27 protein-coding genes are annotated in these 26,572 nt (G+C 72.6%); 15 read left to right on the forward strand and 12 right to left on the reverse strand.

Annotated features, from left to right (window positions below; all coding sequences use genetic code 11):
- Positions 1–3: 3 nt before the first annotated feature.
- The gene (locus ACIRR8_RS25310; protein ID WP_404068926.1) at positions 4–294 is read left to right on the forward strand and encodes a hypothetical protein; all 291 of its coding nucleotides are present in this window, start codon (positions 4–6) and stop codon (positions 292–294) included.
- 36 nt (positions 295–330) lie between these two features.
- On the opposite strand, the gene ACIRR8_RS25315 is transcribed toward ACIRR8_RS25310, so the two are convergent.
- From ACIRR8_RS25315 to ACIRR8_RS25330, 4 genes are all read right to left on the reverse strand, one after another.
- On the reverse strand, positions 331–1,041 hold the full coding sequence (locus ACIRR8_RS25315) for a LuxR C-terminal-related transcriptional regulator (protein WP_404068928.1): 711 nt from the start codon (positions 1,039–1,041) through the stop codon (positions 331–333).
- A gap of 290 nt (positions 1,042–1,331) precedes the next feature.
- A complete protein-coding gene (locus tag ACIRR8_RS25320) occupies positions 1,332–3,314 on the reverse strand; it encodes a PQQ-binding-like beta-propeller repeat protein (protein WP_404068931.1) in 1,983 nt (660 codons plus the stop codon).
- 61 nt (positions 3,315–3,375) lie between these two features.
- A complete protein-coding gene (locus ACIRR8_RS25325; RefSeq protein WP_404068933.1) occupies positions 3,376–5,358 on the reverse strand; it encodes a PQQ-binding-like beta-propeller repeat protein in 1,983 nt (660 codons plus the stop codon).
- Positions 5,359–5,770: 412 nt separating this feature from the next.
- Positions 5,771–7,588: an ABC-F family ATP-binding cassette domain-containing protein gene (locus ACIRR8_RS25330; protein WP_404068937.1), complete on the reverse strand. Its 1,818-nt coding sequence runs from the start codon at positions 7,586–7,588 to the stop codon at positions 5,771–5,773.
- A 134-nt stretch (positions 7,589–7,722) separates the two neighbouring features.
- Between ACIRR8_RS25330 and ACIRR8_RS25335 the strand changes: the two genes are divergently transcribed.
- From ACIRR8_RS25335 to ACIRR8_RS25350, 4 genes are all read left to right on the forward strand, one after another.
- A complete protein-coding gene (locus ACIRR8_RS25335) occupies positions 7,723–7,962 on the forward strand; it encodes a hypothetical protein (RefSeq protein WP_404068940.1) in 240 nt (79 codons plus the stop codon).
- A 36-nt stretch (positions 7,963–7,998) separates the two neighbouring features.
- Positions 7,999–8,259: a hypothetical protein gene (locus ACIRR8_RS25340; protein ID WP_404068942.1), complete on the forward strand. Its 261-nt coding sequence runs from the start codon at positions 7,999–8,001 to the stop codon at positions 8,257–8,259.
- An 83-nt stretch (positions 8,260–8,342) separates the two neighbouring features.
- Entirely contained in the window at positions 8,343–8,594 is a 252-nt protein-coding gene (locus ACIRR8_RS25345) for a type II toxin-antitoxin system prevent-host-death family antitoxin (protein ID WP_326705401.1), read from the forward strand.
- Entirely contained in the window at positions 8,591–8,851 is a 261-nt protein-coding gene (locus ACIRR8_RS25350) for a Txe/YoeB family addiction module toxin (protein WP_015609077.1), read from the forward strand. Before ACIRR8_RS25345 ends, ACIRR8_RS25350 begins: the two co-directional genes overlap by 4 nt.
- Here ACIRR8_RS25350 and ACIRR8_RS25355 read toward each other — a convergent pair.
- Entirely contained in the window at positions 8,839–10,197 is a 1,359-nt protein-coding gene (locus tag ACIRR8_RS25355) for an acyltransferase (RefSeq protein WP_404068946.1), read from the reverse strand. The two genes, ACIRR8_RS25350 and ACIRR8_RS25355, sit on opposite strands and share 13 nt — an antisense overlap.
- 222 nt (positions 10,198–10,419) lie before the next feature.
- Here ACIRR8_RS25355 and ACIRR8_RS25360 point away from each other — a divergent pair, with 222 nt between their 5' ends.
- From ACIRR8_RS25360 to ACIRR8_RS25370, 3 genes are all read left to right on the forward strand, one after another.
- Entirely contained in the window at positions 10,420–10,920 is a 501-nt protein-coding gene (locus tag ACIRR8_RS25360) for a hypothetical protein (RefSeq protein ID WP_404068949.1), read from the forward strand.
- Between the two features lie 112 nt (positions 10,921–11,032).
- Positions 11,033–11,680 (forward strand): class I SAM-dependent methyltransferase, encoded by a 648-nt coding sequence (locus ACIRR8_RS25365; RefSeq protein WP_404068952.1) that lies wholly within the window; start codon positions 11,033–11,035, stop codon positions 11,678–11,680.
- Between the two features lie 25 nt (positions 11,681–11,705).
- A complete protein-coding gene (locus ACIRR8_RS25370; RefSeq protein WP_404068955.1) occupies positions 11,706–12,209 on the forward strand; it encodes a DinB family protein in 504 nt (167 codons plus the stop codon).
- 21 nt (positions 12,210–12,230) lie between these two features.
- Here the strand turns inward: ACIRR8_RS25370 and ACIRR8_RS25375 are convergent, their stop codons facing one another.
- From ACIRR8_RS25375 to ACIRR8_RS25395, 5 genes are all read right to left on the reverse strand, one after another.
- Positions 12,231–13,136 carry a 4-(cytidine 5'-diphospho)-2-C-methyl-D-erythritol kinase gene (locus ACIRR8_RS25375; protein ID WP_404068957.1) on the reverse strand — a complete coding sequence of 302 codons (906 nt, stop codon included), beginning with the start codon at positions 13,134–13,136 and terminating at the stop codon, positions 12,231–12,233.
- Positions 13,133–14,005, reverse strand: coding sequence for a 16S rRNA (adenine(1518)-N(6)/adenine(1519)-N(6))-dimethyltransferase RsmA (rsmA, locus tag ACIRR8_RS25380; RefSeq protein ID WP_404068959.1), 873 nt, complete (start codon positions 14,003–14,005; stop codon positions 13,133–13,135). The genes ACIRR8_RS25375 and rsmA overlap by 4 nt, the downstream gene beginning before the upstream one ends.
- Positions 14,002–15,321: a ubiquitin-like domain-containing protein gene (locus tag ACIRR8_RS25385; RefSeq protein WP_404068961.1), complete on the reverse strand. Its 1,320-nt coding sequence runs from the start codon at positions 15,319–15,321 to the stop codon at positions 14,002–14,004. Before ACIRR8_RS25385 ends, rsmA begins: the two co-directional genes overlap by 4 nt.
- Positions 15,322–15,461: 140 nt before the next feature.
- Positions 15,462–16,328, reverse strand: a complete 867-nt coding sequence (locus tag ACIRR8_RS25390; protein ID WP_404068964.1) for a TatD family hydrolase — start codon at positions 16,326–16,328, stop codon at positions 15,462–15,464.
- A 102-nt stretch (positions 16,329–16,430) separates the two neighbouring features.
- Entirely contained in the window at positions 16,431–16,787 is a 357-nt protein-coding gene (locus ACIRR8_RS25395) for a hypothetical protein (protein WP_404068967.1), read from the reverse strand.
- A 510-nt stretch (positions 16,788–17,297) separates the two neighbouring features.
- Here ACIRR8_RS25395 and ACIRR8_RS25400 point away from each other — a divergent pair.
- From ACIRR8_RS25400 to ACIRR8_RS25420, 5 genes are read left to right on the forward strand one after another with little or no spacing between them, the layout of a single operon-like run.
- Positions 17,298–17,474 carry a hypothetical protein gene (locus ACIRR8_RS25400; RefSeq protein ID WP_404068970.1) on the forward strand — a complete coding sequence of 59 codons (177 nt, stop codon included), beginning with the start codon at positions 17,298–17,300 and terminating at the stop codon, positions 17,472–17,474.
- 10 nt (positions 17,475–17,484) lie between these two features.
- Positions 17,485–18,192, forward strand: a complete 708-nt coding sequence (locus tag ACIRR8_RS25405) for a hypothetical protein (RefSeq protein WP_404068972.1) — start codon at positions 17,485–17,487, stop codon at positions 18,190–18,192.
- Complete coding sequence (locus ACIRR8_RS25410; protein ID WP_404068974.1) at positions 18,189–19,193, forward strand: DUF6895 family protein; 1,005 nt, start codon at positions 18,189–18,191, stop codon at positions 19,191–19,193. Before ACIRR8_RS25405 ends, ACIRR8_RS25410 begins: the two co-directional genes overlap by 4 nt.
- Complete coding sequence (locus tag ACIRR8_RS25415) at positions 19,190–20,119, forward strand: DUF6895 family protein (RefSeq protein ID WP_404068977.1); 930 nt, start codon at positions 19,190–19,192, stop codon at positions 20,117–20,119. Before ACIRR8_RS25410 ends, ACIRR8_RS25415 begins: the two co-directional genes overlap by 4 nt.
- Positions 20,116–21,174, forward strand: a complete 1,059-nt coding sequence (locus ACIRR8_RS25420; protein ID WP_404068979.1) for a serine hydrolase domain-containing protein — start codon at positions 20,116–20,118, stop codon at positions 21,172–21,174. Before ACIRR8_RS25415 ends, ACIRR8_RS25420 begins: the two co-directional genes overlap by 4 nt.
- Before the next feature lie 207 nt (positions 21,175–21,381).
- On the opposite strand, the gene ACIRR8_RS25425 is transcribed toward ACIRR8_RS25420, so the two are convergent.
- Positions 21,382–21,762, reverse strand: coding sequence for a DUF4267 domain-containing protein (locus ACIRR8_RS25425; RefSeq protein ID WP_356746442.1), 381 nt, complete (start codon positions 21,760–21,762; stop codon positions 21,382–21,384).
- Positions 21,763–21,874: 112 nt separating this feature from the next.
- Positions 21,875–22,765, reverse strand: coding sequence for a 16S rRNA (cytidine(1402)-2'-O)-methyltransferase (gene rsmI / locus ACIRR8_RS25430; RefSeq protein ID WP_404068982.1), 891 nt, complete (start codon positions 22,763–22,765; stop codon positions 21,875–21,877).
- Positions 22,766–22,818: 53 nt separating this feature from the next.
- On the opposite strand from rsmI, the gene ACIRR8_RS25435 reads away from it, so the two are divergent.
- Both ACIRR8_RS25435 and ACIRR8_RS25440 read left to right on the forward strand, forming a co-directional pair.
- Complete coding sequence (locus tag ACIRR8_RS25435) at positions 22,819–24,585, forward strand: dolichyl-phosphate-mannose--protein mannosyltransferase (RefSeq protein ID WP_404068984.1); 1,767 nt, start codon at positions 22,819–22,821, stop codon at positions 24,583–24,585.
- A gap of 252 nt (positions 24,586–24,837) precedes the next feature.
- A complete protein-coding gene (locus ACIRR8_RS25440; protein WP_404068987.1) occupies positions 24,838–26,346 on the forward strand; it encodes a Cys-Gln thioester bond-forming surface protein in 1,509 nt (502 codons plus the stop codon).
- The last annotated feature ends 226 nt before the right edge of the window (positions 26,347–26,572 follow it).

Here is a 26,572-nt window from a genome sequence, read left to right on the forward strand (position 1 = left end):
ACCATGTCCGACCTGCACAAGGAAGTCTCCGAACTGGAGCGCAAGTCCGCGACCGCCGCCCGTCTCTTCGACATCCGGCGCATCATCGGCGGCCTGTTCGTGGTCTACGGGGTGATCGTCACCATCGCCGGGATCAGCCCGTCCGACGCCGACCTGAAGAAGGCCGAGGGCGTCCACATCAATCTGTGGACCGGCCTCGCGATGCTGGCGCTCGGCCTGTTCTTCCTGGTCTGGATGAAGCTCCGCCCGGCGGAGGCGCCGGCCGGCCCGGTCCAGGAGACCGACGCGGACTGACCTGTCGCCTGCCCTGACGCCCTCGGGGGCCGTACGTCACCCACGCTGTCCGGGAACGTACGGCCCCTGCCGCGTCCCGCCGTCCGCCACCGCCCGGTCCAGCAGTCCGGTACGGGCCGCGAGGGCGGCCGCCTCCAGCCGGGAGCCGACGCCGAGCTTCATCAGGACCCGCTGGACGTGCGTACGGGCGGTGCTCGGCGCGATCCGCATCCCGGCCGCGATCAGCCGGGTGTCCTCGCCCTCGGCGACCCGGACCAGGACCTCCACCTCGCGCGGGGTCAGCATCCGGAGCAGCCGGCGGCCCTCGTCGTCCGGCTGGGCCGCCGGGTCGAGCAGCTCGGCGAAGGCGCCCTGAAGGAGCTGCGGGGCGACGGCGCTCTCCCCCGCCCGCGCCTTCAGCATCGCCCGCTCGACGCCCTCGATGCGTTCGTCGTGCCGGACGTACCCCGCTGCCCCGGCCGCGAAGGCCGCGGCGATCCCGCGCGGGCTCGGCACCGGCCCGAGGACCACCACCGCCACCTGCGGGCGCTCCTGGACGATGCGCGTGATCGGGTCGAAGACCCCCGGCGCGGCGGGCGAGGCCGTACCGAAGAGGCAGACCTCCGGCGCCCTGCCGACCACCAGCTCCGCCGCCCCGGACGTCGGGGCGGCTGCCGCGAGCACCCGGTGCCCGCGCAGTTTCAGCGCCGAGGCGAGTGCCTCGGCCAGCAGGCGGTGGTCATCGACCACCATGAGCCGCACGCTCATCGGGTAAGGGCCTTTCGTTTGTGCGTGCCGGGGCGAGCGAGCCCGGCCTGATCCGCCCGAAAGGCCCCCACTCCAAGTGCCCGTCTGCGCGATGGATACCGGACACCCGCGCTCCTGACCCGGCAACGTACACGCTTGTTCGACGCCATGTGCCCCTTACGGGGGAGAAGCCCCCAGGAATGCCGAATTCTGCTCCGTTGAGGGCCACTTGGGTGTCGCGCACGGTACGGAAAACGACCAGCCCTGCCAGTCGGTGATCAACTGGCAGGGCTGGTCGAGGGGTTGGGATGTCAGTCGGTGCGGAAGCCCACCGCGAGGAGGAGCTTCTCGTCCGCCTGGCTGTCACGGCGCTCGCTGATCAGCTGCTTCGAGAGGAAGAAGCGGCCCTCGGCGTACAGGATCTCGGAGTGGTCGATGGTGAACCGGGTCTCCGCGTCCCGTACCGACTCGTCGCCCGGGTTCTCCATCAGCAGCGTCTGCTTGAAGGTCTCGCCGTCGATGGAGACGATCTGGCCGCCCTTGTCGTACGGAGGCCGCTTATACGCGATGACGTTGGTGCCGTCCATCCGGAGCGGGACCAGGCTGTAGCGGTCGCCCGCGTCCGCCCGGCCGCCGAGCAGCTTGCCGGTGGTGAGGTCGAAGGCGACGACCTCGTTGGTGTCGCCGTACTCGCTCGTACCGTCGTGGTCCTCGGTCGGCAGGTAGAGCCGGTTGTTGCCGACGACCGCCGCCCGGCAGCTCTCCACGTCGGTGGAGCCGCAGCGCGCCGCGTACTTCTCGGCGTCGGCGGAGATCCGCACGATCAGCTTGCCGGTGGCGGCGTCGACCGAGAAGAAGTCGGAGATGCCGCTGCCGTCGCCCGCGGTGTCGCCGACGTTGGCCGCGACCACCAGCGGCTTGGTGGAGACGATGGACGCGAAGTCGACGCCCGCGGGCATCTCGAACGAGGAGAGCGGTGCGCCGGTCGCCGGGTTCAGCGATTGGATCGTGAGCTGCGGGCTGTCGTACGAACCGCACTTGCGCACCACGGCGAGGGCCTCGCCACCGGCGTACCCGGTGTCGTAGCAGCGGTCGGCGGAGACCTTCGGCCTCCAGAGCTCGGCGCCGTTCTCCAGCTTGAAGGCCGCGCCGCCCGAGGTGCCGCCCGCCGCGACGGTGGTCCCGCTGAGCGTGACCTCGTCGAACTGGACCGGCCGGTCGCCGCCGGTGGCGGAGGTGACGGACTTGCTCCAGAGCAGCTTGCCGGCGGCCAGGTCGACGGCGCCGACCTGGTTGCACGCGGGGTACTTCTTCTCCTTGGTCGGCTTGCCCTCCTTGAAGAGGATCGCCGTCCTGTAGTCCTCGGTCATGTGGCGCGAGGCGCCGCAGACCTCGCCGGGGACCGGTACGGACCAGAGCTTGGTGCCCTTGTCGCGGTCGTAGGCGACGATCTCGTTGACGCCGGACTTCACGTACGCCTTGTCGGTGAGCCAGGAGCCCTTGACCGTGGTGACGTCGGTGACCTCGGGCTGCGGGAGCTGGAAGGCGACCTTGGAGGCGGTGTTGCCGGGTGCCTTCTCGTCGCCGCCGGCCAGGCCGTCGCCCTCGCCGCCCTTGCCCTCGCCGCCCTTGCCCTCGCCGCCGCCGGTGGAGCCGGACGTGGCGGCCTGGCCGCCCTGGTCGCCGTCGTCCTTGGTGGCGGAGTAGACGACGGCCGCGCCGATGATCAGCACCACGGCGACGGCCGCGGCGACGATGATCTGCAGCTGGGTGGAGAACTTCTTGCCGCCGCCGTTGCCGGCCGGGCCGGGCTGCGGAGCGCCGTACATCGGCTGGGTGGGGTAGCCGTAGCCCTGCTGCGGCATACCGGCCTGGCCGCCCGGGTAGCCGGGCTGACCGGGCTGACCGGGTGCGCCCTGCGGGTAGCCGTAGCCGGGCTGCGGTCCCTGCGGGTAGCCGTAGCCGTTGGGCTGCGGGGCCGGCGGGGTGGAGTAACCGGGCTGCGGGGTGCCGTAGCCGCCGGGAGGTGTGGGCGGGGAGCCGTAGCCGCCGGCGGGCGGGGTCGGCTGACCGCCGGGCGGGGGCTGCTTGGCGAAGGGGGCCGCGGGCGGCGGGGTCGGCTCACCGAATCCGCCGGGCGGCGGGTCCTGCGGAGCGCCGAAGCCGCCGGCGGGCGGGGTGGCGGGAGGCTGGGCGGGCGGGCCTGCCGGGGGCTGGTCGGCGGGCTGACCCGAGGACTGGCCGGGCGGCTGGTTCGGGGGCTCGTTGGGTGGCTGCGGCGGCGGCTGGGTCATCGCGTTCGTACCTCGGAAGACTGGAGATGTGCGGGGGTTTCGGATGCCGTCGGGGCGGCGGTCACTTGGAGAACACCAGCGCCGTCGCCTGCTCCATCTCCCCGTCGTCACGGCCGCTGAGCCGCTTGGGGAGGAGGTAGGAGCGGCCGTCCTCGTACCGGACGGACAGCCCGCCGAAGAGGTTGTTCTCGATCCGGTTCGTCCCCTCCGGGTGCTGGAGCAGGACGCTGGTGGAGCCACCGGTCGGCGGAAGCGTGAGCATGGCGCCGGCCTTGTCGTACCGCGGCTCCATGTAGAGCACCAGCTTGCCGCCGTCCATCCGGACCGGGGTCATGGTGCGCTCGGCCGGTGCGGGCGCGGTCCACTTGGGCTTGCCCGTGTTCAGGTCGAAGGCGACGACCTTGTTCGTCCGCGCGGAGCCGGTGGAGTCGGCCTCGGTGGCCATGTAGAAGGTGTCGGCGTCGGCGACGACACCGGAGCAGCCTTCGAGGTTCTGGCCGAAGATGGCGAACGTGCCACCGCAGTTGGCGACGACCTTGTCACCCTTGGCCGGGCTCATCTGCGAGCGGAGCTTGCCGTTGTCGGTGAACGCGGCGATCGACCACTGCTTCTTCTTCTTGTTGTCGAGCGAGACGATGAGCGGGCTCACCGAGTAGACCTTCTTGATCTCCCAGCCGCGCGGCGGCCGGTAGGTCCACCTGGCCTTTCCGGTGGTCGGGTCCACCTCCTGCAGCTGGTGCTGCGGGTTGTCGACGTCGTCGTTACGGCAGTTGGCGGCGGCGATCAGCTTCGGGCCGCCGGCGAAGGAGAAGGTCCGGCAGTTGTCCGTCGGGGTGCCGAACAGCTCCTTGCCGTCGCTCACGCGGTACGCGCTGGAGTAGCTGGTCCGCCCGGCGGTGACCGTGTTCCCGCTGATCGCGAGGGAGATGTCGGAGATCAGGTCGAAGGCGCCGGCCTTCTTGACCTCGGACTTCCAGCCGGCCTTGCCGTTGGTGAGGTCGATCATCTGCATCACGGAGCAGGTGGACCGGTCCGTGGTGCCGTTCTTGACGGCGATGACGAGCTTGCCGTCGGGCGAGGCCGTGTTGGGCGTGGCGCAGACGTCCGCGGGGAGTTCCACGGTCCACTTCTTCTTGCCGTCGGCGACCGAGTAGCCGGAGACCCCGCGGTACAGGGCCGTGATCATCGTGTCGCCGACGAACCAGGGGCCACGTATCTCACCACCGTTGCGCGGGAGGTCGACGTCGTTCGTCTGGAGCCAGGCGACCTTGGCCTCACCCGGCTTGCGCCCGGCGTTGAGGTCGTCGTTCCCCTCCCGGCCACCGCCGGTGCCGTCGCCCTCGTCGACCGAGGGGGACGCGCTGGGCGTCTCGGGCGCCTTGGGGTCGTCGGTGCCGTTGCTGGGGCCCGCGACCGGCTTCTTGGGGTCGTCGCCGCTGTCGCTCACCACGTACCAGGCGCCCGCGCCGACGAGGAGGACGACGGCGACGGCGGCCGCTGCGAGGATGCCGGTCTTCCCGGCGAAGGGACCGCCGGATCCGCCGCTCCCGGTGGGCCCGCCCGGGGCCGGTGCGCCGGGGTACTGCTGCTGCGGGTAGCCGTAACCGGGCTGCGTGGGCTGACCGTAGGGGCCGGGAGCGGGCTGGCCGTAGCCGCCGGTGGCCGGCTGGCCGTAGGGGCCGGGCTGCTGACCGTACGGGCCGGAGGGCTGCTGACCGTAGGGGCCGGGCGCCTGGCCGGGAGGCTGCTGGCCGTACGGGCCGGGGGCCTGGTTCGGGGCCTGGCCCGGAGCCTGGCCCGGAGCCTGCGGGTAGCCGTAACCGGGCTGCTGGGCCGGGGGCGTCTGCGGATAGCCGTACGCCTGGTCGCCGGGCGGCGGGGTCGCCGGTGCCTGCGGGGGCTGCTCGGGCTGCCCGGCCGGCGACGGCGGCTGGTCCTGCGGCTGCTGCGGCTGGTCCTGCGGCGGCTGAGGAGTCCCCTGCGGCGGCTCCTGCGGAGCCCCGAAGCCCCCCTGCGGCGGTTGCTGGCTGGGCGGCTGGCTCATCAGCACGTCCCCCTTCGTGCGGTCCGGTGCCCGATCCGGTCTCCCCCGCGATTCCGATGGGTTCAATTACCCCCGGAAAGGAGCGAATCGGGCATGGCTTCCGCGGTGTCACGACAGTCGGGCGGGGGTTCTTTGTACCACCCACCAGCCATCGGACACCGGATCGGGCCACCCCCTGTTCCCAAGGGAGAACCACGTTGTGATGCCCTCGTTACGACCGCCGGAAGGTGACGGTCAGTCACCGAAGGCGAGCATCGACACGATGTCCTTCTCCTGCTGGTCGTCGCCCCCGCTGATGTACGGCTGCGTGAGCACCGCGCGTCCGCCGGAGCAGGCGATGCGGGCGGGGCGAAGGAGGCCTCCACACCGGTCGCCGATTCCGGGTGGCGCAGGACGGGCCGGAGAGCGCCGCTCAGGCGTCCTCGGCCAGTTCCAGCCAGCGCATCTCCAGCTCGTCGCGCTCGGTGACGAGTTCGCGGAGTTCGGCGTCGAGCCCGGCGACCTTCTCGAAGTCGGTGGCGTTCTCCGCGATCTGCTTGTGCAGCGCGGTCTCCCGGGTCGAGAGCTTGTCGAGCTGGCGCTCGACCTTCTGCAGCTCCTTCTTCGCGGCGCGGGCCTCCTGCGCGGAGACGGCGGGGGCGGCGGGGGCTCCGGACGGGCGGGGCGCGGGGGCGGCGGAGGGGGTGGCGGCCTCCTCCATGCGCTGCCTGCGCTCCAGGTACTCGTCGATGCCGCGCGGCAGCATCCGCAGGGCACGGTCGCCGAGCAGGGCCATGACCTTGTCCGTGGTCCGCTCGATGAAGAACCGGTCGTGGGAGATCACGATCATCGATCCGGGCCAGCCGTCGAGGAGGTCCTCCAGCTGGGTGAGGGTCTCGATGTCCAGGTCGTTGGTGGGCTCGTCGAGGAAGAGGACGTTGGGCTCGTCCATCAGCAGCCGCAGGATCTGCAGGCGGCGGCGCTCACCGCCGGAGAGGTCGCCGACGGGCGTCCACTGCTTCTCCTTGGTGAAGCCGAACTGCTCGCAGAGCTGGCCGGCGGTCATCTCGCGGCCCTTGCCGAGGTCGACCCGGTCGCGGACCTGCTGGACGGCCTCCAGGACCCGGAGGTTCGGGTTCAGCTCGGAGACCTCCTGGGAGAGGTAGGCGAGCTTGACGGTCTTGCCGACGACGACCTTCCCGGCGGCGGGCTGCTCGTCGCCGTGCGTGCGGGCGGCCTCGGCCAGCGCGCGCAGCAGCGAGGTCTTGCCCGCGCCGTTGACGCCGACCAGGCCGACGCGGTCGCCGGGGCCGAGCTGCCAGGTGAGGTGGGTGAGGAGGGTCTTGGGTCCGGCCTGGACGGTCACGTCCTCCAGGTCGAAGACGGTCTTGCCGAGGCGGGCGTTGGCGAACTTCATCAGCTCGCTGGTGTCGCGCGGCGGCGGCACGTCGGCGATGAGCTCGTTGGCGGCCTCGATGCGGTAGCGCGGCTTGGAGGTACGGGCCGGGGCGCCGCGGCGCAGCCAGGCCAGCTCCTTGCGCATGAGGTTCTGCCGCTTGGACTCCTCGGTGGCGGCGATCCGCTCGCGCTCGGCGCGGGCGAAGACGTAGTCGCTGTAGCCGCCCTCGTACTCGTGGACCGTGCCGCGCTGGACGTCCCACATGCGGGTGCAGACCTGGTCCAGGAACCACCGGTCGTGGGTGACGCAGACGAGCGCCGAGCGCCGGGTCCGCAGGTGGCCGGCGAGCCAGGAGATGCCTTCGACGTCGAGGTGGTTGGTGGGCTCGTCGAGGACGATCAGGTCCTGCTCGTCGATGAGGAGCTTCGCCAGCGCGATACGGCGGCGCTCACCGCCGGAGAGCGGGGCGATGACGGTGTCGAGCCCGTGCTCGAAGCCGGGGAGCGCGAGGCCGCCGAAGAGCCCGGTGAGCACGTCCCGGATCTTGGCGCTGCCCGCCCACTCGTGGTCGGCGAGGTCGCCGATGACCTCCTGGCGGATGGTCTTCGCCGGGTCCAGGGAGTCGTGCTGCGTGAGCACGCCGAGCCGCAGCCCGCCGTTGTGGGTGACGCGGCCGGTGTCCGCCTCCTCCAGCTTGGCGAGCATCCGGATGAGGGTGGTCTTGCCGTCGCCGTTGCGGCCCACGACACCGATCCGGTCGCCCTCGGAGACCCCGAGGGATACACCGTCGAGCAGGGCACGGGTGCCGTACACCTTGCTGACCTGCTCGACATTGACCAGATTGACGGCCATTTCACTCCTGTCCGGGGGGTTGATCGACCTTCCAAGGGTACGGCGCGGCGGAGGGGGGCCGGTGGCGCGGGCTCTCCGCCCCGGCCGGAGGGGGCGGTAGCGTGCGCCTCTGGTCATGGGCCAGGGGCGTAGTGGTGGCAGCGGCATGGGAACGGTTCATCGGTCACCGGGTACTGCCGAAAGCGGCCCTGGTGGTGCTCGCCGCGTCGCTGGTGGCCGCCTTCGTCCTCGTACGGTCCGAGCGGCGCGACGCCCATAACGCCGGTGTCCTGGACACGGCGTGCGGGGGTGTCCTGTCGCGGGATTCGGTGCGTGGTCTGCTGCCCGGGGACGAGACCTGGGAGCTGTACGCCGACCTGGACCTGACCGGGTAGTCCGGGCGCGGGCCGCGCACCCTGCTGCGGTGCTCGGTGGACCGGGGCGAGCGCGGGCGCCTGGAACTCGCGGCGGTGCCGGTGCTGGAGACTCCGCTGTCCGGCGTACGGGCCGAGGACATCCTCGCCGCGCGGAACGCGAAGGAACCCGGCTGGGCCACCGCGTACCGGACGGCCACCACCCAGGTCACCGCCGCCTGCCCGGCCGGGCCGCCCGGCTACCCCCGGCCGGTGACCCGCTTCCGCGTCCACGCCTCGTTGTTCGGGGCCGCCACGGCTGCGCGGCGCCGCGCCTGAATTAGGGGGCACGTCCTTGCCGCTGGACCGAGCCAGGCGTACAGTTTTCTGTACGTACAGAATGACGTACAGAGGAGCACGGCATGCGGACGATGACCTACACGGAGTCCCGGGCGAGATACGCGGAGACCCTGAGCGCAGTCGTGGACGACCGCGAGGAGGTCGTGGTCACGCGCGCCGGCCACGAGCCCGTGGTGATAGTGGCGCTGGATGAGTACGAGTCCCTCAAGGAGACGGCGTACCAGCTCAGGAGTCCGGAGAACGCCCGTCGGCTGCTGGCTTCGATCGACCGTTTGGAGAACGGCGGCGGCACGGTGCAGGAGCTCGCGGAGTGAAGTTCGTGTGGGATCAGTCGTCGTGGGACGACTACGTCTGGTGGCAGAACCAGGATCGCAAGATCCTCAAGAGGATCAACACACTACTCCAGGACATCGCCCGGAACGGAAACGAGGGGATGGGCAAGCCAGAGCCCCTGAAGCACGGCTTCCAGGGGTATTGGTCGCGCCGCATCACCGACGAGCACCGGCTCATCTACAAGGTGGTCGACGACGAGGTCCGCGTCGCCGCCTGCCGCTACCACTACGGCCGCTGACCCCGGTCACCGCCCCCGCGCCCCGCCCGCTCCACCAGCAGCCAGCCGCACAGGGTCATCGCGACGGCCGCCGGGGCGGTGACCGGGATGGCGATCAGCAGGGCCGTGCGGCCCTCCAGCAGGCCGGCGAAGCCGACCATGGAGAGGCCGAGGACGCCGAGCAGGGTAAGCGTCGCGCCGAGGGCGGCGAGGGGGCCGTGGCCCTGAACTCCTGCGGTGGGGGCCGGGCGTTCGAAGGTGCGGAAGGCCGCGACGAGTACGGCGGTGAGCGCGGCGGCGGCCACCAGGCGCAGCGGGGTCCGGGCCCACCAGGCGGCGGTGGCGGGTTCGGGGAGCGGGACGTCCAGGGCGAGCATCGCCCCGTACACGCCGAGCATCGCCGTGAGGTGCCAGAGGAACGCGGTCATCGCCACCCCGTTGGCGGCCACCACCGTCCGCCAGGCGCGCGGGCGGGCCAGCAGCCGGGCGGCGGGGGCGCGGAGCAGCTCGACCGCGCCGACCAGCCAGAGGCCGTGGCAGAGCAGGGCGAGGGTCGGCGGGGCCATGTTGCTGACCTTCTCGCCGGGCATCCCGACCATGGAGAGCGGATAGGGCCCGAACGCCACCAGGGCCACGGCGGTGACCAGCCCGGCCCCGGCGAGCAGCGCGGGCCGGCGGAGGGAGTGGAGGCCCGGGCCGACGCCGAGGCGGCCGTCGGCGCGCAGGAAGCCGAGCTGGTGCACCGCGAGCCAGACGAAGACGAAGTTGAGGAACTCCACGTACGGGACCCCGGCCGCGAACCGCAGCACGTCCACGGCCGCCGCCGCACCCGCGAGACCGGCGAACGCGCCCCAGCCGTACCGCTCGTGCAGCCTCAGCAGCGGCGGGGTGAACGCCACCATCGCCAGGTAGATCCCGATGAACCAGAGCGGCTGGGTCACCAGCCGCAGCGTGACACCGGTCAGCCCGCCGCCTCCGCCGAGCAGCTGGATGAGGAGGGCGGCCGCGCCCCAGACCAGCACGAAGACCATGGTGGGGCGCAGCAGCCGCTGGAGCCGGGCCCGCAGAAAGGCCGCGTAGACGGAGTCCGTGGAGCCCTCGGGGCGCTTGCGGAGCAGGGAGCGGTACGAGAGGGCGTGCGCGAATCCGCCGACGAAGAAGAACACCGGCATCACCTGGAGCAGCCAGGTCAGCGGCTGGAGCTCCGGCACTACGGCGAGCAGGTTGCCGACCCCGTCCGGGGTGACGGCCGCCATCATCCAGTGCCCGAGCACGACCGCGGCGAGCGAGGCGACCCGGAGGAGGTCGACGTAGCGGTCCCGGGTGACGGGGGTGGCCTCGGCGAGTACACGAACTGGTGATCCCATGCGCATACGTTCCCGGCGGGCGGGGGTGCGGCGGGAGGGTACGGGTACTCAATTCTGCTCCTGAGTACGCCGGATGGTGCCGCAGTGCGCCAAGTTGGCCTTCTCGGTACGGGGTAGGAGACAGGGCAGGGCAGGCCGGAGATCGGCCAACACCGTTGCGTGCGGATGTCGTTCACCGCTTCCCCGTTCCCCGTTCCCCGTTCCCCGGATCGGAGTACCACCATGGTGCGGAATCCCCGTCGTCTCGCCCTGTCAGCCCTCGTCGGCGTGCTCGCCCTCGCCGGATGCTCGGGCGGTACGCAGCCCGACGACAACCCTCCGGTCACCGCGCCCACCACCGCCGAGACACCCACGCCCACACCCACGCCCACCGCTTCGACTGCGCCCGCACCCACAGCCGGCGCTTCGACTGCACCCGCTCCCGCGCCCACACCCGATCCGGTCATGCCCGCCCTGCACAGCAAGACCTACGAGCAGGCACGGGCGGAGTTCGCCCGTCAGGACCTCTCCCCCGCGCGCCTGACCGCCGCCGCCCAGCACAAGGACGTCACCCTCCCCCGGGACCACGACGCCTGGTACATCTGCGACACCGGTCCACGGCCCGGCGACCCGCTCCCGGCCACCACCACGGTCACCGTCAGGCTCGCGCAGGACTTCAGCGACTGCACGACGAGCTTCAACGGCTACCTGTACGAGGAGAACGACCCCTCCTCCGCACGCTGAGCGGTTTGCCGGTACGGCAACTTCTCGTGCGGATCGCGGCAGCCGGTGACCACACTGGACGGGCAACCGACAGCGCGCCCCGACGCGCGCGTCCCGGCCGAAGGAGCCCCCGTTGACCACCGCCGACGCCCGCACCTCCTGGGACGGCATCTACGCCGCCCGGCCCGTCGCCACCGACCCCCGGCCGAACGTCCGGCTCACCGAGACGCTCTTCGACCTGCCGCCCGGCGACGCGCTGGAGCTGGGCTGCGGCGAGGGCGGCGACACGCTGTGGCTCGCGCGCCGCGGGTGGCGCGTCACCGCCGTCGACGTCTCGGCCGTGGCGGTCGAGCGCCTCACCACCCTGGCCCGCTCGCTCGGCCTGGGCGAACGGGTCACCGCCGAGCGGCACGACCTGGGCGCGACCTTCCCGGAGAGCCCGGACGGCCCCGAGGGCGGGTTCGACCTGGTCACCGCCCACTACCTGCACACCCCGTACGAGCTGGACCGCGCGGCCGTCCTGCGCCGGGCCGCGCACGCGCTGCGGCCGGGCGGCCGACTGCTGGTCGTCGACCACGGCTCGACCGCGCCCTGGTCGTGGAACCAGGACCCCGATGCCTACTTCCCGAGCCCGCGGGAGGTCGCCGACGGCCTCGGTCTCGACCCGGCCGCCTGGACGGTCGAGCGCGCCGACGCGCCCCGCCGCATCGCGACCGGCCCGGACGGCACCACCGCAGAGGTCACCGACCACGTCCTGATCGTCGTCCGCCGCACCGCTTGACCCGCCCGCACCCTGGAGACCCGCCATGGCCACCCGTGACCGCCGCCGTGACACCCCGCCGCCCCGCACCGGAACCAGCGAGGCCGAGACCCTGCGCGGGTTCCTCGACTACCTGCGCACGTCGGTCGCCGCGAAGGTCGAAGGCGCACCGGAACCGGAGGTCCGGACGGCGGCCGTGCGATCGGGCACGAACCTGCTCGGCCTGCTCAACCACCTGACGTACGTGGAGCGCGCGATCTTCCTCGGGGACCAGGTCACCGACTGGCAGGCCACGTTCTCGGCCGCGCCGACGGACAGCGTGGCCGAGGTCGTCGCCCGCTACCGTACGGCGGTCGAGAGCGCGAACGCCGTCCTGGACGGGTGCACCGACCTGGCCGCGCCGGTCCCCCGGCCGGAGTCGGGTTCGGGGCCGGGGAAGCCCGCCCCCAGCGTCCGGTGGGCGCTCACCCACATGATCGAGGAGACCGGCCGGCACGCCGGTCACGCGGACATCCTGCGCGAGCTGATCGACGGTACGACGGGCCGCTGACCCTGCCGTTCCCCCGAAGGCTCACGCCGTCACCACGTGCGCGCCCCGCGCGGGAGCCGGCGCCACCCGCGCGTTGCGGCAGGTCCCGGACGCCAGCAGCGCGTCGGCCACCTTGCGGGCCGCCGGCTCGTCCGCGACCAGGAACGCCGTCGTCGGCCCGGACCCGGAGACCAGCGCGGCCAGCGCCCCCGCCTCCGTGCCCGCCGCCAGCGTGGCCGCGAGCGAGGGGCGCAGGGAGAGCGCGGCGGGCTGGAGGTCGTTGCTCAGGGCCGCCGCGAGTGCGCCGGAGTCGCCGGCGCGCAGGGCGGCCAGCAGCGCGGGCGAGGCGCTCGGCTCGGGGACGTCCGCCTCGGCCGTGAGCCGGTCGAACTCCCCGTACACCGCAGGCGTCGACAGCCCGCCGTCCGCCACCGCGAAGACCCAGTGGAACGCTCCGCCGACCTCGATCGGCGTCAGCTTCTCGCCGCGTCCGGTGCCGAGCGCGGCCCCGCCGACCAGGCTGAACGGCACGTCGCTGCCCAGCTCGGCGCAGATGGCCAGCAGCTCGTCCCGGCTCGCGCCCGTCCCCCACAGGGCGTCGCACGCGACCAGGGCGGCGGCCCCGTCGGCACTGCCGCCCGCCATGCCGCCCGCGACCGGGATGTCCTTGGCGATGTGGAGGTGGACGGCGGGTTCGACGCCGTACCGCTCGGCCAGCGCGACGGCGGCGCGGGCGGCGAGGTTGGTGGCGTCCAACGGGACCTGGGCGGCGTCCGGTCCTGAGCAGGTGATGCGCAGCTCGCCGGCGGGGGTCGCGGTGACCTCGTCGTACAGGCCGACGGCGAGGAAGACGTTGGCCAGGTCGTGGAAGCCGTCGGGGCGGGCGGCGCCCACGGCGAGCTGGACGTTGACCTTGGCGGGGACGCGGACGGTGACAGCGGCGCTCATACGGACTCCTCCACCTTGTGCTCCGCGATCGCCGCGAACTCCTCCACCGTGAGCGCCTCCCCGCGCGCCTGCGGCGAGATCCCGGCGGCGGTCAGCGCGGCCTCGGCGGCGGGCGCGGAGCCGGCCCAGCCGGCCAGGGCCGCCCGCAGCGTCTTGCGGCGCTGGGCGAAGGCCGCGTCGACGACCGCGAAGACCTCGGCGCGGGACGCGGTGGTGGCGATGGGCTCCGTGCGCCGGACGAGCGAGACGAGGCCGGAGTCGACGTTCGGGGCGGGCCAGAAGACCGTACGGCCGATGGAGCCGGCGCGCTTGACCTCCGCGTACCAGTTGGCCTTCACCGACGGCACGCCGTAGACCTTGTTGCCCGGCCGGGCGGCCAGCCGGTCGGCCACCTCGGCCTGGACCATGACGAGGGTCCGCTCGATGCTCGGGAACCGCTCCAGCATGGTGAGCAGGACGGGCACCGCCACGTTGTACGGGAGGTTCGCGACGAGCGCGGTGGGCGCGGGGCCCGGCAGCTCGGTGACCAGCATCGCGTCGGAGTGGACGAGGGCGAACCGGTCGGCGCGCTCCGGCATCCGGGCCTGGACCGTGGCGGGCAGCGCGGCCGCGAGCACGTCGTCGATCTCCACCGCGACCACCCGGTCCGCCGCCTCCAGCAGCGCCAGGGTCAGCGAGCCGAGCCCGGGGCCGACCTCGACGACGGTGTCGTCCGGGCGGACCTCGGCGGTGCGCACGATGCGGCGGACCGTGTTGGCGTCGATGACGAAGTTCTGACCGCGCTGTTTGGTCGGGCGTACGCCCAGTTTCGCTGCCAGGTCGCGGATGTCTGCGGGGCCCAGGAGGGCGTCGGGCTCTGTGCTGCTCACCCGGTAAGCCTACGGCCGCAGTGCGGCCACGGACTCGCCCCCCGCTGCACGTAGAGCTTCTTCGCCCGGTACGTCTGCTCGGCGGCGGGCGCGTGCTGGGGTCGACCGCTGCCGCCGAGCGACTGCCAGGTCTGGGTGTCGAACTGGTACAGCCCGCCGTACGTACCGCTCGGGTCCACCGCTCCCGCCCGCCCGCCGGACTCGCAGGCGGCGAGCGCGGACCAGTTCAGCCCGTCCGCCCCGGTGACGGCCGCGGGCCGCTGCCGGGTGCCGGTGCGGACGACGCGGCTGACCGGCCGGTGGACCAGCTCCTCTCCGGTCCTGCGGGGCGTCTGCCGTACGCCGTTGACGGTCCGGACGGCGTACGTGACCCGGCGCACGCCGTTGCGCCCGGCCCGCTCCACCCGCTCGATCCCCCGGAACAGCTCGGGATCCTCGCTCCGCTCCACCGCGTACGGGACGCTCTCCTCGTGCACCTCGCGGGTGTCGGTGATCCGCAGCACGGAGACCGTCTGGCCCTCGCGCGGGAAGCTCGCGGGGTCCACGGAGGTGGCGTCCAGGCCTTCGAGCGTGATGCCCGCCTGGGCGAGGGCCTCGTGGACGGTGGCGGCGTTGGTGCGCAGGGTGCGTTCCTGGCCGTCGGCCATGAAGGTCACGGTGCGTTCGGTGCGGACGGAGAGGATCAGGCCGGTGCGGGCGATCGGGGCGGACCGGGAGGCGGAGAGGTACGCGCCTTCGGCGCGGATCCCGAACTCGCGCAGGGCCCCGGCCACGGTGTCGGCGGTCGTCCAGATGCGGCGGTGGTGGCCGTCGAGCGTGAGGTCGACCGGGCGGCCGTAGCGGACGGTGACCTGGTCGCCGTGGTCGAGTTCGGTGCCGGGAGCCGGGGAGACGCGGTCGTGGGCGCCGACGGGGACGCCCTCGTCCGCCAGGAGCTCGGTGACGTCGTCGGCGAAGGTGTGCAGGGTGCGGGGCGTGCCGTCGACGTCCAGCCGGACCGCTTTGTCGTGGGCGACGAACGCGGTGGTGCCGCCCGCCAGGAAGGCCACGACGAGGGCCCGGGGCACGAGCCGTCTCAGCTTCAGGTTCTCCGGGTCGGCGACGAGGGGGCGGCGGCGCTTGGCGGCCCGCCGGGTTTCGGCGCGGGTGGGGCCGTGCCGGGGCACGGCGGGCGGGGGCGGTGGTTCGGTGAACGGAGTGTCCACGACGGTCGGGGCGTGGGCGGCGGGGTCCACCGTCCACACTCCGTCCGCCGACGTCAGCTGCTCGTGGAACGCGCCGAGACGCCTGTCCTGCGAAGTGTTCACGCCGTTCACGCCGCTCCTGAAGAGATCCGCCTGCTGCCGCCCCGTCGTGCGCGGGGACGATAGCGGAGCAGCGGTGACTCTCCAAAGCGGCACCACTACACAGCGTGCGCGACCGGGCTCAGAAGCGTCCGGGCTCGGGAGCGGCCGGCTCAGAAGTCGAACGCGCGTGCCGTGTTGTCGTAGATCGCGGCGGCCAGCGTGTCCTCGTCCAGCCCCTTCACCTCGGCCATCGCACGGAGCGTGACCGGGATGAGGTACGGGGCGTTGGGCCGTCCGCGGTACGGGGCCGGCGTGAGGAAGGGCGCGTCCGTCTCGACCAGGACCAGCTCGGTCGGGGCGACGGCGAGCGCGTCGCGCAGCGGCTGGGCGTTCTTGAAGGTCATGTTGCCGGCGAAGGACATGAAGTACCCGGCCCGCGCGCAGATCGCGGCCATCTCGGCGTCGCCGGAGTAGCAGTGGAACACGGTCCGTTCGGGCGCGCCCGCGTCGGCCAGGACCCGCAGGACGTCGGCGTGCGCGTCCCGGTCGTGGATGACCAGGGCCTTGCCGTGCCGCTTCGCGATCTCGATGTGGGCCCGGAACGACTCCTCCTGGGCGGCGATGCCCTCGGGGCCCGTACGGAAGAAGTCCAGGCCCGTCTCGCCGACCCCGCGCACCTGGTCCAGGGCGGCCAGCGCGTCGATCTCCGCCAGCGCGTCGTCCAGCGCCGCCTTGCCGCCGGGCTCCCGGGCCCCCTGCCGCGCGGTGCCCTCCGGATCGCCGTGGACGATGCGCGGGGCCTCGTTGGGGTGCAGGGCCACCGAGGCGTGGACGGCCGGGTGGGCGGCGGCGGTCTCGGCGGCCCACCGGGAGCCGGCCACGTCGCAGCCCACCTGGACCACCGTCGTGACGTTCACCGCGGCGGCCCGGGCGAGGGCCTCCTCGACGGTGGTGTCCTGCATGTCCAGGTGGGTGTGGGAGTCGGCGACCGGGACCCGGAGGGGCTCGGGCAGCGGCGGGGCTTCGGTACGGCTCATGCGGACGACTCTACGAGGGCCCGGTGCACCGGCGTACGAGGGCCGGGCCCTCACGCGGGGAGGCGCACGCCGGTGGCGCCGGGCCCGGCTCTCATGCGCGTGTCACCTGCGGTGGAACGGGTGCAGCAGGTCCGACAGCCGCCAGTGGCGGTCGGCGGTGCGGGCCGCCGGGACCTTCTCCGGGTCGCGCTTGGCGCTCTTCGACGTGTGCAGGAACTGCTGCGCACCGGCCACCCGCCCGGCCCGCATGATGCGCACCACGTGTCCGCCGCAGTTGGTGCAGGTGGGTGTGGAGAGCGGGGACGGCACGCGCTCACCGTCGGCCGTGTAGACGACGAACTCGTGGCCGTGGGCGTCCACGTGGTGCTCTATCTCGTAGGCCTGCTCCCAGCCGTACCCGCACCTCATGCAGGCGAAGGCGTACTCCTCGTGGACGGTGTTCGCTGCGATCTCGCTCATACCCGCTCCTCTTGTCCGCCGGTCAGGCACTCCGGGGACGGCCGACCCGCCCGAGGGTTTCGAACAGGTGGCCCGTCCCTTCCAGTGGACACCCGCGCGGGGACAAACGCACCAGCTCAGAGCTGTTGTTGATGCGTTCTTGGCCTCCTTTTGCCGCCCTTTGCCGACGCATGGCCCACGACAGGGCGGCCCGTGACCGGCACACGGAAGAACTCGGACCGGAGACAGGACCGCCGATGACCGGCGAACTACCGCACGCCCCCGTACGCGCTCGCTACCGGAGCCGAATGCGCCCGCGCACCACCCCCCGCGCACCCCCGCAATTCCCTGAATTCCCGGCCTTTCCTCACCCATTCGCCGCATGAATTCATCATTCAATTGAATTCCCTATTACCGCGGATGTCCGGCCCCGATTTGCGGCGCCCGCATTCCTCCCTTTCACTCGAAACGTACGTCAAGCGTGACTCGGTACGTACATCAACCCGATTTCCCACAGGATGGGGAGCACCCATGTACACCACGGACACCACTGCCACCGACATCGACCTCGACCTCGACGCGGCGCTCAACCCGGGCGAGATCGACGGCGTCTACCGCGACACCCGCGAGTGCGCCTACCTCGCGCTTCTCGCCGGCGGCGGCGCCCTGCTGCTTTCGCCTCCGACCCCGCGCCCGAAGAAGGGCTGAACGTCGGAACATGGACCAGACACATGCTCCGTCCCCGCTCGCGGGTGCCGTGCATGACCTGGCAACAGAGGTGGTCCTCGCTCTTCGGAGCGGGGACCACCTCGCCACGGTATGCGGCGCTGCGGGAATCGACGAGGAGAACCGGACCGGAATCGCGGCCGTGCGGGTCATCGGCGCCGATCTGCTGCTGCCGAGTGTGCTGTACGGACGTCATCCGCATCCGGGAGACGTCGCCGTGCTCGACCGGGCGGTACGGGAATTCCCGCCCAAGCCCGACGCTCCGGCCGCGACGGCCTGGAGCCACTGGCACATGATCTCCACGCTCCAGCGCATGGCGCAGCCCCCGGGCACGACCGGCACGACCGGGACGTACGAGGAGCCCGACGCCGCCTGGCTGGAGCAGGCGCCGTGGCAGTCCTTCACCCACCAGCTCTCGGTCCTCGCACCCCTCGCCGTACCGGCCGCGCCTTCGGCCGTGCAGCGGGCGGCGGCGGCACGCGCCGTCGACCTGGCACGCGGCTTCGTCCGTGCGGTGCGGCGGCGCGACTGGCTCCAGGCGGCGGGCGCGGGGCGCTGGCTGGCGGCGATCGGCGGCGAACCGGCCACCCTCGGCCTGGAGCGCGGCCTGGAGTTCGTCGAGCTGATGGGCGGCCACGACCCCCGCGTCACGCTGCACGTCCGGGCGGCCCGGCTGATGGCCGAGGCGAGGGCGCGATGACGGCGACCGCGACGCCCCAGCACGCCGGGGCGCACCCGGGCCGGACCGCCCCCGGTGCCGCGCTCGCCGTCCTCCCGCACGTCCTGCGCGGGGCCCTCGGCTGGACCGACGCGCACCGGGCCGAGTTCGCGCTCCCCGACGACGTCCTGGACGCCCGCACCCAGGTCAACGCCACGCTCAAACCCCTCGGCGAACTGGCCCAGCTCTGCTCCACGGTCCGCGCCGCCACCACCCCCGGCACCCCGGAACACGAGGTGGCCGGCGACCTCGTCACGTACGCCTGGGAGCAGCTCGACGAGGGTGACCTGCTGCTCGACCTGCTGCGTACGGAGCCCTTCGCGGCCTACCCGTACGAGATCTACGCCGCCTTCGCCGGGTACGGGCTGCGCCACGAGGGGTTCGAGGCGCTGGCCCGGCCGCTCACCGCGACCCGCGCCTGGGCCCATACCGAGCAGCACGCCAACCGGCAGCTCGGGCTGATCAACTCGGAGCGGCGGGTGGGGGTGGTGACCCACACCGACGCGGGTGCGGTCCTGTCCCGGACCTGGCTGGGCGGCCTCTCGGAGCCGTGGACGTTCGAGGGTCCGTCCGGCTACGCGCTGACCCACACCGTCTTCCACCTCACCGACTGGGGCCGGATGCCCGACCGGGTGCCGGAGAAGACGGACGCGTACCTGCGGACCTGGCTGCCCGCGTGGGCCGACGGCTGCGTGGAGAGCGGCCAGTGGGACCTGACCGGCGAGCTGCTGGCGGTCGCCGCCTCGCTGCCGGGACCGGCGGCCGGGGAACTGCTGGACGCGGTGTGGCCGGTGCTGGCGGACGTCCAGCACCGGGCGGGCTGCGTCCCGGAGACCGGCGCACCGGTGCACGAGGACGCGCCGGACCCGTACCCCTTCATCGACTGCTACCACTCCACCCTCGTCACGGCGTTCGCGGCGGCCCTGTCCTTGAGGTCGCTGACGGACGGGTCCGGGTCCGTCCGGGAAAGGCGCACCGCATGAGCACCGGCATCCAGCAGATCCACGACGTCGGGGCGAAGGCCCTGGGCTGGCTGTACGAGCACCGCGAAGGGTTCCGGCTGGAGGCGGATCCGTCGCCGGAGGCGGGCATGCTGGACCGGTTCAAGCCGCTGGGCGAGCTGGCGCTGATCGGGAAGGTCATCTTCCGCGAGGGCGTGGCGGGTTCGCAGCAGTCGGCGCTCGCGCACAAGCTGCTGGACCACGCCTGGCACGAGCTGCTGGACTCCGGGGCCCTGCTGCTGGCGGGCCAGCGGCGCGAACCGCTCTCGCCGGTGCCCCTGGAGGTCTACGTACCGTTCCGGGAGCTGGGCTACCGGCAGCCCGACCTGGAGTCCGCGATCCGGCTCAACCACCGGCTGGCCAGCTGGGCGGGGCTGGAGGTGCTGCCGGTGCGGCGGCTGGGACTGAGCGCGATCGAGCGGCGGTTCGGCGTGGAGCCGAGCGTTCCGGAGACGGCGGCGCTGGCACACACCTGGCTGGCGCGGCGGGCCGAACCGTGGACGGTGGAGGGCCACATCGGCTACGACATCACGCACACGGTCTTCCACCTGACGGACTGGGGCGAGAGGCCCGCGGACCTCCCGGCCGACATCGCCGAATACCTGCGACTCTGGCTGCCGGCCTGGCTGGACGACTGGCTGGACCTGAAGCGCTGGGACCTGCTGGGCGAACTGCTGGTCGTGGACGCCTGCCTTCCGGAACCGACGCTGGACGCGGCGGCCTGGCAGGGGTTCGCGCAGGCGCAGCAGCCGGACGGCGCGATGCCGGTGGTGGACGGAATGCCGGAAGGCGACGAGGAGTCGGTGTTCGACCTGGTCTACCACCCGACGCTGGTGGCCGCGTTCGCCTCGGCGCTGGCGATGAGCCGGGCGCTGTCGGACCTGAGCGCCGCACCGGCTCCGGCATGACGGACGTGACGGCGGCCCCGGTGACGGCTGTTGACTCCTCGGCCACGACGGCCCACCTCCTGGCCGAGGCGGCCGGGCGGATCGACGCGCCGGACGTGGTGCTCGCGATGAGCCGGGGCGGCGTACGTACGGTCCGCACCGGCGGCAGCTCGGCGCCGGGCCCGGTCCCTCGCGAGCGGCTGCACTACGAACTGGGCTCGGCCTCCAAGCCGTTCGCGGGTCTGCTGCTGGCCCGGCTGGTGGCGCAGGGCAGGGTGCGGTACGAGGACCGGGCGGCGGACCTGCTGGCCCCGGGCCTCCCGGTGCACCCTACGGTCCGCCGGATCACGCTGCGCCATCTGCTCACCCACACCTCGGGGCTGCCGGGCCTGCCCGCCGACTTCTACCCGCAGGCGGTGCCGCGCTGGTCGAGCGACCCGTACGGCAACTACCCGGCGGACCGGGTGGTCCGGGCCTTCCTCCGCGCCCGCCCGCGCCACCGCCCCGGAACCCGCTGGCACTACTCGAACTTCGCGGTCTCCGTCCTCGGCCACACCCTCGCCGCCGCCACCGGAACCCCGTGGGAGGTGCTGCTGCACCAACAGGTGCTGGCACCCCTGGCCCTGGAGGCCACGCTGCTGCGCCCGGGTCCGGAGGGGACCGACGCGATCGGCCACCGCCGCGACGGAACCCCGCTGCCGGCGCTGGACACGGGGGGCTTCACGGCGGCGGGGGCGCTGCGGTCGACGCCGCTGGACCTGCTGACGTTCCTGGAGGCGCATGTGGGGGGCGCCGAGCTGCGGGACCCCGCCCTGGCCGCCGCGCTCACCGAGGTGACCCGTCCGGTGCTGCGGCGCGGCCTGCGGCACGCGCACACCCACACGCTGACCTGGTTCCAGCACCCGACCCCGTACGGCCCGGTCCTCTTCCACGCCGGAGCGACCCTGGGCCAGCAGGCGTTCCTCGGCTTCCGCCCCGGGACGGGTCTGGCGGTGGTGGCGACGGCGACGCGGCGGGTGCACCGGAAGGACACGTTCGTGGCGACGGCGTACGAGCTGTTGACGGAGACGCCGTGAGCGGTGCCAGGTCTCCGTCTCGCCGCGACGGCGTTGTCAGTGCTAGGTGGCGGAGTGGCCGCGGCGGGTCCCGGTCCACGGCCGGCCGGTCCTCCTGCTACGGCAGCGGATGATGGCGAATCGAGACAGGTGAGCCTCCCGGCCCTGATCGGGTCACGGCTCTGAGGGCGTGGGTGGCAGAAGTGTTGCCTGCGGAGCACGACGGACCTACGCGCCACGGCCCCGGTCCGCCGCCAGACCTGCCACCGCGCACAACGCTCCCCAGGCTCCCGCGACCGCGGCGGCCTTGCGGCGCGCGGCCGGATCGGGAAGTTGCGTGCCGAAAAGCGCCGCGTCACCGAGGTCGGCCACGACCCGGCACGCGGTTGCCGCCTGCCGCACGGAACGGTCCTTCGCGACCAGCATGACGATGCCGATCGCCGCATCCCGGACACCCATGGCCCGGATGAGCAGAGCGGCCGAAGCCGGGACGGACCCGTCCTCGTCCTCCAGGCCGCACGGGCGCGCCATCAACGCCGGACGTACGAGAACACCCAGACCGTAGGCAGCGGTCGCCGCGCCCACCCATCGCACCGGACCAGCTTCCACGGCATCCTCCTGTTGGTTTGTGTGCTCGATGGATCACGAGTTCCCGGCCGGAACCCATCCGACTCCTCGGCGGCTACCCGCTCCGGCGCAGGCGCACTCTGTCGCGCGACGCCTACGGCTTGGTGGCCTCACCCGCGTCCTTCTCCGCGTTCTTGGCGGCCACCACCGCGTCGAACACCTCCCGCTTGGGCAGCCCGGCCGCGGCGGCGACAGCGGCGATGGCCTCCTTGCGCCGCTCCCCCGCCTCCTCCCGCACGCGCACGCGCCGCACGAGCTCCTCGGCGTCCAGACCCTCGTCACCGGAGTCGGTGGCCCCTTCGACCACGACGGTGATCTCGCCCCGGACGCCGTCGGCGGCCCACACGGCCAGCTCACCGAGCGGGCCGCGCTTGACCTCCTCGTACGTCTTGGTCAGCTCCCGGCAGACGGCGGCGCGCCGCTCGGCGCCGAAGACCTCTGCCATGGCGGCGAGGGTGTCGTCGAGCCGGTGGGGCGCTTCGAAGAAGACCATGGTGCGCCGCTCGTCGGCGTTCTCCCGGAGCTTGGAGAGCCGCTCACCGGCCTTGCGCGGCAGGAACCCCTCGAAGCAGAACCGGTCGACGGGCAGCCCGGAGAGGGCGAGCGCGGTCAGTACGGCGGAGGGCCCCGGCACGGCGGTGACGCGGATGTCCTTCTCGACGGCGGCCGCGACGAGCCGATAGCCCGGGTCGGACACGGACGGCATCCCCGCATCCGTCACGAGCAGCACCCGGGCACCGCCCACCAGGGCTTCCACCAGCTCCGGCGTACGGGCGGACTCGTTGCCCTCGAAGTAGGAGACGACACGCCCCGAGGTGTGGATGCCCAGCGCCTGGGTGAGCCGGCGCAGCCGCCGGGTGTCCTCGGCGGCGACGACGTCGGCCCGCTCCAGTTCGGCGGCCAGGCGTGGCGGGGCGTCCGCCACGTCACCGATGGGGGTCCCTGCGAGCACGAGCGTTCCAGTCGTTCCAGTCACATCAGCCATCCTCGCAGCACGGGCAGCGCCCTTCGCACAGATGCGTTCCCTACGATGGCGCGGTGACGAGTACCGCACCCGAGACCCAGCGGGGCCACGACGCCGGGGACCCGCTCGGCGAACAGCCGACCTCCTGGCAACGGCGGCTGCGCCGCTTCGGCCATGTCCCGCGCCCGGAGACCCCGCTCCGCGACCGCCTGGACCCGCCGTACACCCGGCCGGGCCGACAGGTGTGGTCGGTGCTCGCGATCCCGCCGCACGTGGCCGACCGCCTGGTGCGCTGGTCCGGCTGGGGCGGCCCGCTCCTGGTCACGCTGGTCGCGGGCCTGCTCCGCTTCTGGCGGCTGGACCAGCCGAACGCCGTGATATTCGACGAGACGTACTACGCGAAGGACGCGTGGGCGCTGGTCAACCAGGGGTACGAGGGCTCGTGGCCCAAGGACGTCGACAAGCTGATCCTGAAGGACCCGTCCTCGGTCCCGATCCCGACCGACCCGGGCTATGTGGTGCACCCGCCGGTCGGCAAGTGGATCATCGGCTTCGGTGAGCAGCTCTTCGGCTTCACGCCGTTCGGCTGGCGGTTCATGGTGGCGGTGCTGGGCACGATCTCGGTGCTGCTGCTCTGCCGGATCGGCCGGCGGCTGTTCCGCTCGACGTTCCTGGGCTGCCTGGCGGGGCTGCTGCTCGCGGTGGACGGGCTGCACTTCGTGATGAGCCGGACCGCGCTGCTGGACCTGATCGTGATGTTCTTCGTGCTGGCGGCGTTCGGCTGCCTGGTGGTGGACCGGGACCGTTCCCGCCGCCGGCTGGCCGACGCGCTGCCGGTGGACGAGGACGGGGTGCTGCGCCCGGACGCCCGGATCGCGGAGACCCTGCGGCTGGGGTGGCGGCCGTGGCGGCTGGGCGCGGGCGTGATGCTGGGCCTGGCGTTCGCGACGAAGTGGAACGGCCTGTACGTGCTGGCCGCGTTCGGCCTGATGACGGTGTTGTGGGACGTGGGCGCGCGCCGCACGGCAGGCGCGACCCGCCCGTACACGGCGGTGCTGCGCCGCGACCTGGTCCCCGCGTTCTTCTCCACGGTCCCGGTGGCGATCGTCACGTACGTCGTCTCCTGGACCGGCTGGATCGTCACGGACAAGGGCTACTACCGCAACTGGGCGGCCACGGAAGGCAAGGGCTCGTCCTGGAGCTGGCTCCCGGACTGGCTGCGGAGCCTGTGGCACTACGAGACCCAGGTGTACGACTTCCACGTCGGCCTGACCTCGGGCCACACCTACGAGTCGAACCCCTGGAGCTGGCTGGTCCTGGGCCGCCCCGTCTCGTACTTCTACGAGGAGCAGACGGGCTGCAAGGAGTCCTCTACAGGCAAGTGCGCCGCCGAGGTCCTGGCCATCGGCACCCCGCTGCTCTGGTGGGCGGCGTGCTTCGCGCTCGCGTACGTGGTGTGGCGCTGGCTCTTCCGCCGCGACTGGCGGGCCGGTGCGATCGCGTGCGGCGTGGCGGCGGGCTGGGTGCCCTGGTTCTTCTACCAGGAGCGCACCATCTTCCTCTTCTACGCGGTGGTGTTCGTCCCGTTCCTCTGCCTGGCGGTCACGATGCTGCTGGGCGCGATCGTGGGCCCGGCGGCGGGCACGGGCGCCCGCGCGCAGTTGGGCCTCACGGGCAGCGACCCGACCGGCGAACGCCGCCGCACGCTGGGCGCGATCGCGGCGGGCGTGCTGGTGCTGCTGATCATCTGGAACTTCATCTACTTCTGGCCGCTCTACACCGGGACTTCGATCCCGGAGGACCTGTGGCGGGACCGGATGTGGCTGGACACCTGGGTGTAGGAGCGGTGCCCTCGGGACGCGGTCGTCGGGAGGACCGTCGGGAGGAGCTGACCGGTCGTCGGAGGTAACGATTCCGATTCGGAAGACTCAAAAGGCGGCCATGAAGGTTACCCATCCTTCTTCTCTTCATACTATCTCCACGTGCTCACTGGGCACTTGAGACTGTGTTCGCGACTCTCCCACCACGTATCTCGTGTGGCGCATCTGACGCGCCTTCAGTACGGACGGGTCGCACCGGAGGGGACTTCTGTGTTGACAACCTTCTCAGCTTCCGCCGCGACCCGCCGCGGGGCCGCGGGCCGCCGGATAGCCACCACGGCCGCCACGGTCGGCGTGTTGGTCCTGGGCTCGCTCGCCGGGGCCGGCACCGCCTCGGCCGATGGCGATGACATCCACCACCAGGGTGGCGCGGTGGCCACTCTGGACGGGCTGAAGACGTACAGCGACGCCACCATCCACACCCGCGACGGCAAGACCAAGAACGTCTCCGCGGGTCTGTTCGAGATGACCGTCGAGGGTGGCGGCCGACTGCAGACGTACTGCATCGACATCCACAACCCGACCCAGAACAAGGCGAAGTACCTGGAAACCCCCTGGGGCCAGACCTCGCTCGGCTCCAACAACGATGCCGGGAAGATCCTCTGGATCCTCCGGAACTCCTACCCGCAGGCCGGCGACCTGAATGCCCTCGCCCAGAAGGCCGGTGCCGGAAAGCTGACCCCCGAGACGGCCGCCGCCGGCACCCAGGTCGCCATCTGGCGCTTCTCGGACGGGGCGAAGGTCGAGGCGAAGAACCAGCAGGCCGAGAAGCTCGCGGACTGGCTGGAGGCGCAGGCACAGAACCTCCAGGAGCCGAAGACCTCCCTGACCCTCGGCCCGAACGCGGTGTCCGGCAAGTCGGGCGAGAAGCTCGGCCCGGTGACCGTGCAGACCGACGCCGACCAGGTCACCATCGTCCCCGGCGGCGAAGGCCTGACGGCCGGCGTCAAGGTGACCGACAAGGACGGCCAGCCCGTCACCTCGGCCGTCAACGGCACCGAGCTGTACTTCGACGTGCCCGCCGGCACCCCCGACGGCACCGCCTCGCTCACGGCCGAGACGACCACGCAGGTTCCGGTCGGCCGGGCCTTCGCGAGCGCCAGCAAGAGCCAGACGCAGATCCTGGCCGGCTCCACCGAGTCCACGGTGGTCGCGAACGCGACCGCGAACTGGGCCAAGAAGGGCGCCATCCCGTCGGTCACCGCGGAGAAGAACTGCACCGCGGGCGGCATCGACGTCAAGGTCGACAACGCCGGTGACAGCGACTTCACCTTCGAGCTCGCCGGTGCCGAGCACACCGTCGCCGGTGGCGACAGCAAGACCGTGACCGTCCCGGTCGGCGAGGACGAGGCGTACGACATCACCGTCACCGGCCCGAACGGCTTCTCGGAGCGCTTCCAGGGCGTCCTGGACTGCGAGACCCAGGGCACCCCGCCTCCGGCCACGAGCGGTGGCGGCGAGACCCCGCCGGCCACCCCGGAGCCCAGCCCGTCCGAGGACACGGCCGGCGGCACCACGGGTGACACCACCGGCGGCACGACCGGCGAGACCACCGGCTCCACCACGGGTGACACGACCGGCGGCTCCACCGGCGGCGGTGACCTCGCGGTCACCGGTAGCTCCAGCGCCACGCCGATGATCGCGGGTATCGCGGTGGCCCTCCTCGCGGCGGGTGGCGCGGCGATGTTCTTCCTGCGCCGGAAGAAGGCCGCGGGTCACTGACTCGCACGTAGGTACACGTAGATGACGGACGGGCCCGGCACGCTGTACGCGCGCCGGGCCCGTCCCGTGACACGCCGGCATCCTGCGAGGCCGGCCACAGGTCACACACCATGCGGGCGGGGGGCCCCCCAATAAGGGTGGGGCCCCCCCCCCGTGGGGGGTAACACCCCAAACCCCCGGTACCCGCCCCACCACACCCCCCCCCGGGATAAAAAAAAAATAGTAA

Origin of the sequence: Streptomyces sp. NPDC101178 (assembly GCF_044767965.1) — a bacterium.
Taxonomy (GTDB): domain Bacteria; phylum Actinomycetota; class Actinomycetes; order Streptomycetales; family Streptomycetaceae; genus Streptomyces.

Bases quoted from the DNA above. Each gene is read 5' to 3' on its own strand.
- ACIRR8_RS25390 (WP_404068964.1), bottom strand. From the start codon at position 16,328: ATGAGCCGTACCGAAGCCCCGCCGCTGCCCGAGCCCCTCCGGGTCCCG.
- ACIRR8_RS25415 (WP_404068977.1), top strand. From the start codon at position 19,190: ATGAGCACCGGCATCCAGCAGATCCACGACGTCGGGGCGAAGGCCCTG.
- ACIRR8_RS25330 (WP_404068937.1), bottom strand. From the start codon at position 7,588: ATGGCCGTCAATCTGGTCAATGTCGAGCAGGTCAGCAAGGTGTACGGC.
- rsmI (WP_404068982.1), bottom strand. From the start codon at position 22,765: ATGGCTGATGTGACTGGAACGACTGGAACGCTCGTGCTCGCAGGGACC.
- ACIRR8_RS25370 (WP_404068955.1), top strand. From the start codon at position 11,706: ATGGCCACCCGTGACCGCCGCCGTGACACCCCGCCGCCCCGCACCGGA.
- ACIRR8_RS25375 (WP_404068957.1), bottom strand. From the start codon at position 13,136: ATGAGCGCCGCTGTCACCGTCCGCGTCCCCGCCAAGGTCAACGTCCAG.
- ACIRR8_RS25395 (WP_404068967.1), bottom strand. From the start codon at position 16,787: ATGAGCGAGATCGCAGCGAACACCGTCCACGAGGAGTACGCCTTCGCC.
- ACIRR8_RS25315 (WP_404068928.1), bottom strand. From the start codon at position 1,041: ATGAGCGTGCGGCTCATGGTGGTCGATGACCACCGCCTGCTGGCCGAG.
- ACIRR8_RS25410 (WP_404068974.1), top strand. From the start codon at position 18,189: ATGACGGCGACCGCGACGCCCCAGCACGCCGGGGCGCACCCGGGCCGG.
- ACIRR8_RS25355 (WP_404068946.1), bottom strand. From the start codon at position 10,197: ATGGGATCACCAGTTCGTGTACTCGCCGAGGCCACCCCCGTCACCCGG.
- ACIRR8_RS25420 (WP_404068979.1), top strand. From the start codon at position 20,116: ATGACGGACGTGACGGCGGCCCCGGTGACGGCTGTTGACTCCTCGGCC.
- ACIRR8_RS25400 (WP_404068970.1), top strand. From the start codon at position 17,298: ATGTACACCACGGACACCACTGCCACCGACATCGACCTCGACCTCGAC.
- ACIRR8_RS25310 (WP_404068926.1), top strand. From the start codon at position 4: ATGTCCGACCTGCACAAGGAAGTCTCCGAACTGGAGCGCAAGTCCGCG.
- ACIRR8_RS25405 (WP_404068972.1), top strand. From the start codon at position 17,485: ATGGACCAGACACATGCTCCGTCCCCGCTCGCGGGTGCCGTGCATGAC.
- ACIRR8_RS25320 (WP_404068931.1), bottom strand. From the start codon at position 3,314: ATGACCCAGCCGCCGCCGCAGCCACCCAACGAGCCCCCGAACCAGCCG.
- ACIRR8_RS25345 (WP_326705401.1), top strand. From the start codon at position 8,343: ATGCGGACGATGACCTACACGGAGTCCCGGGCGAGATACGCGGAGACC.
- ACIRR8_RS25325 (WP_404068933.1), bottom strand. From the start codon at position 5,358: ATGAGCCAGCCGCCCAGCCAGCAACCGCCGCAGGGGGGCTTCGGGGCT.
- ACIRR8_RS25360 (WP_404068949.1), top strand. From the start codon at position 10,420: ATGGTGCGGAATCCCCGTCGTCTCGCCCTGTCAGCCCTCGTCGGCGTG.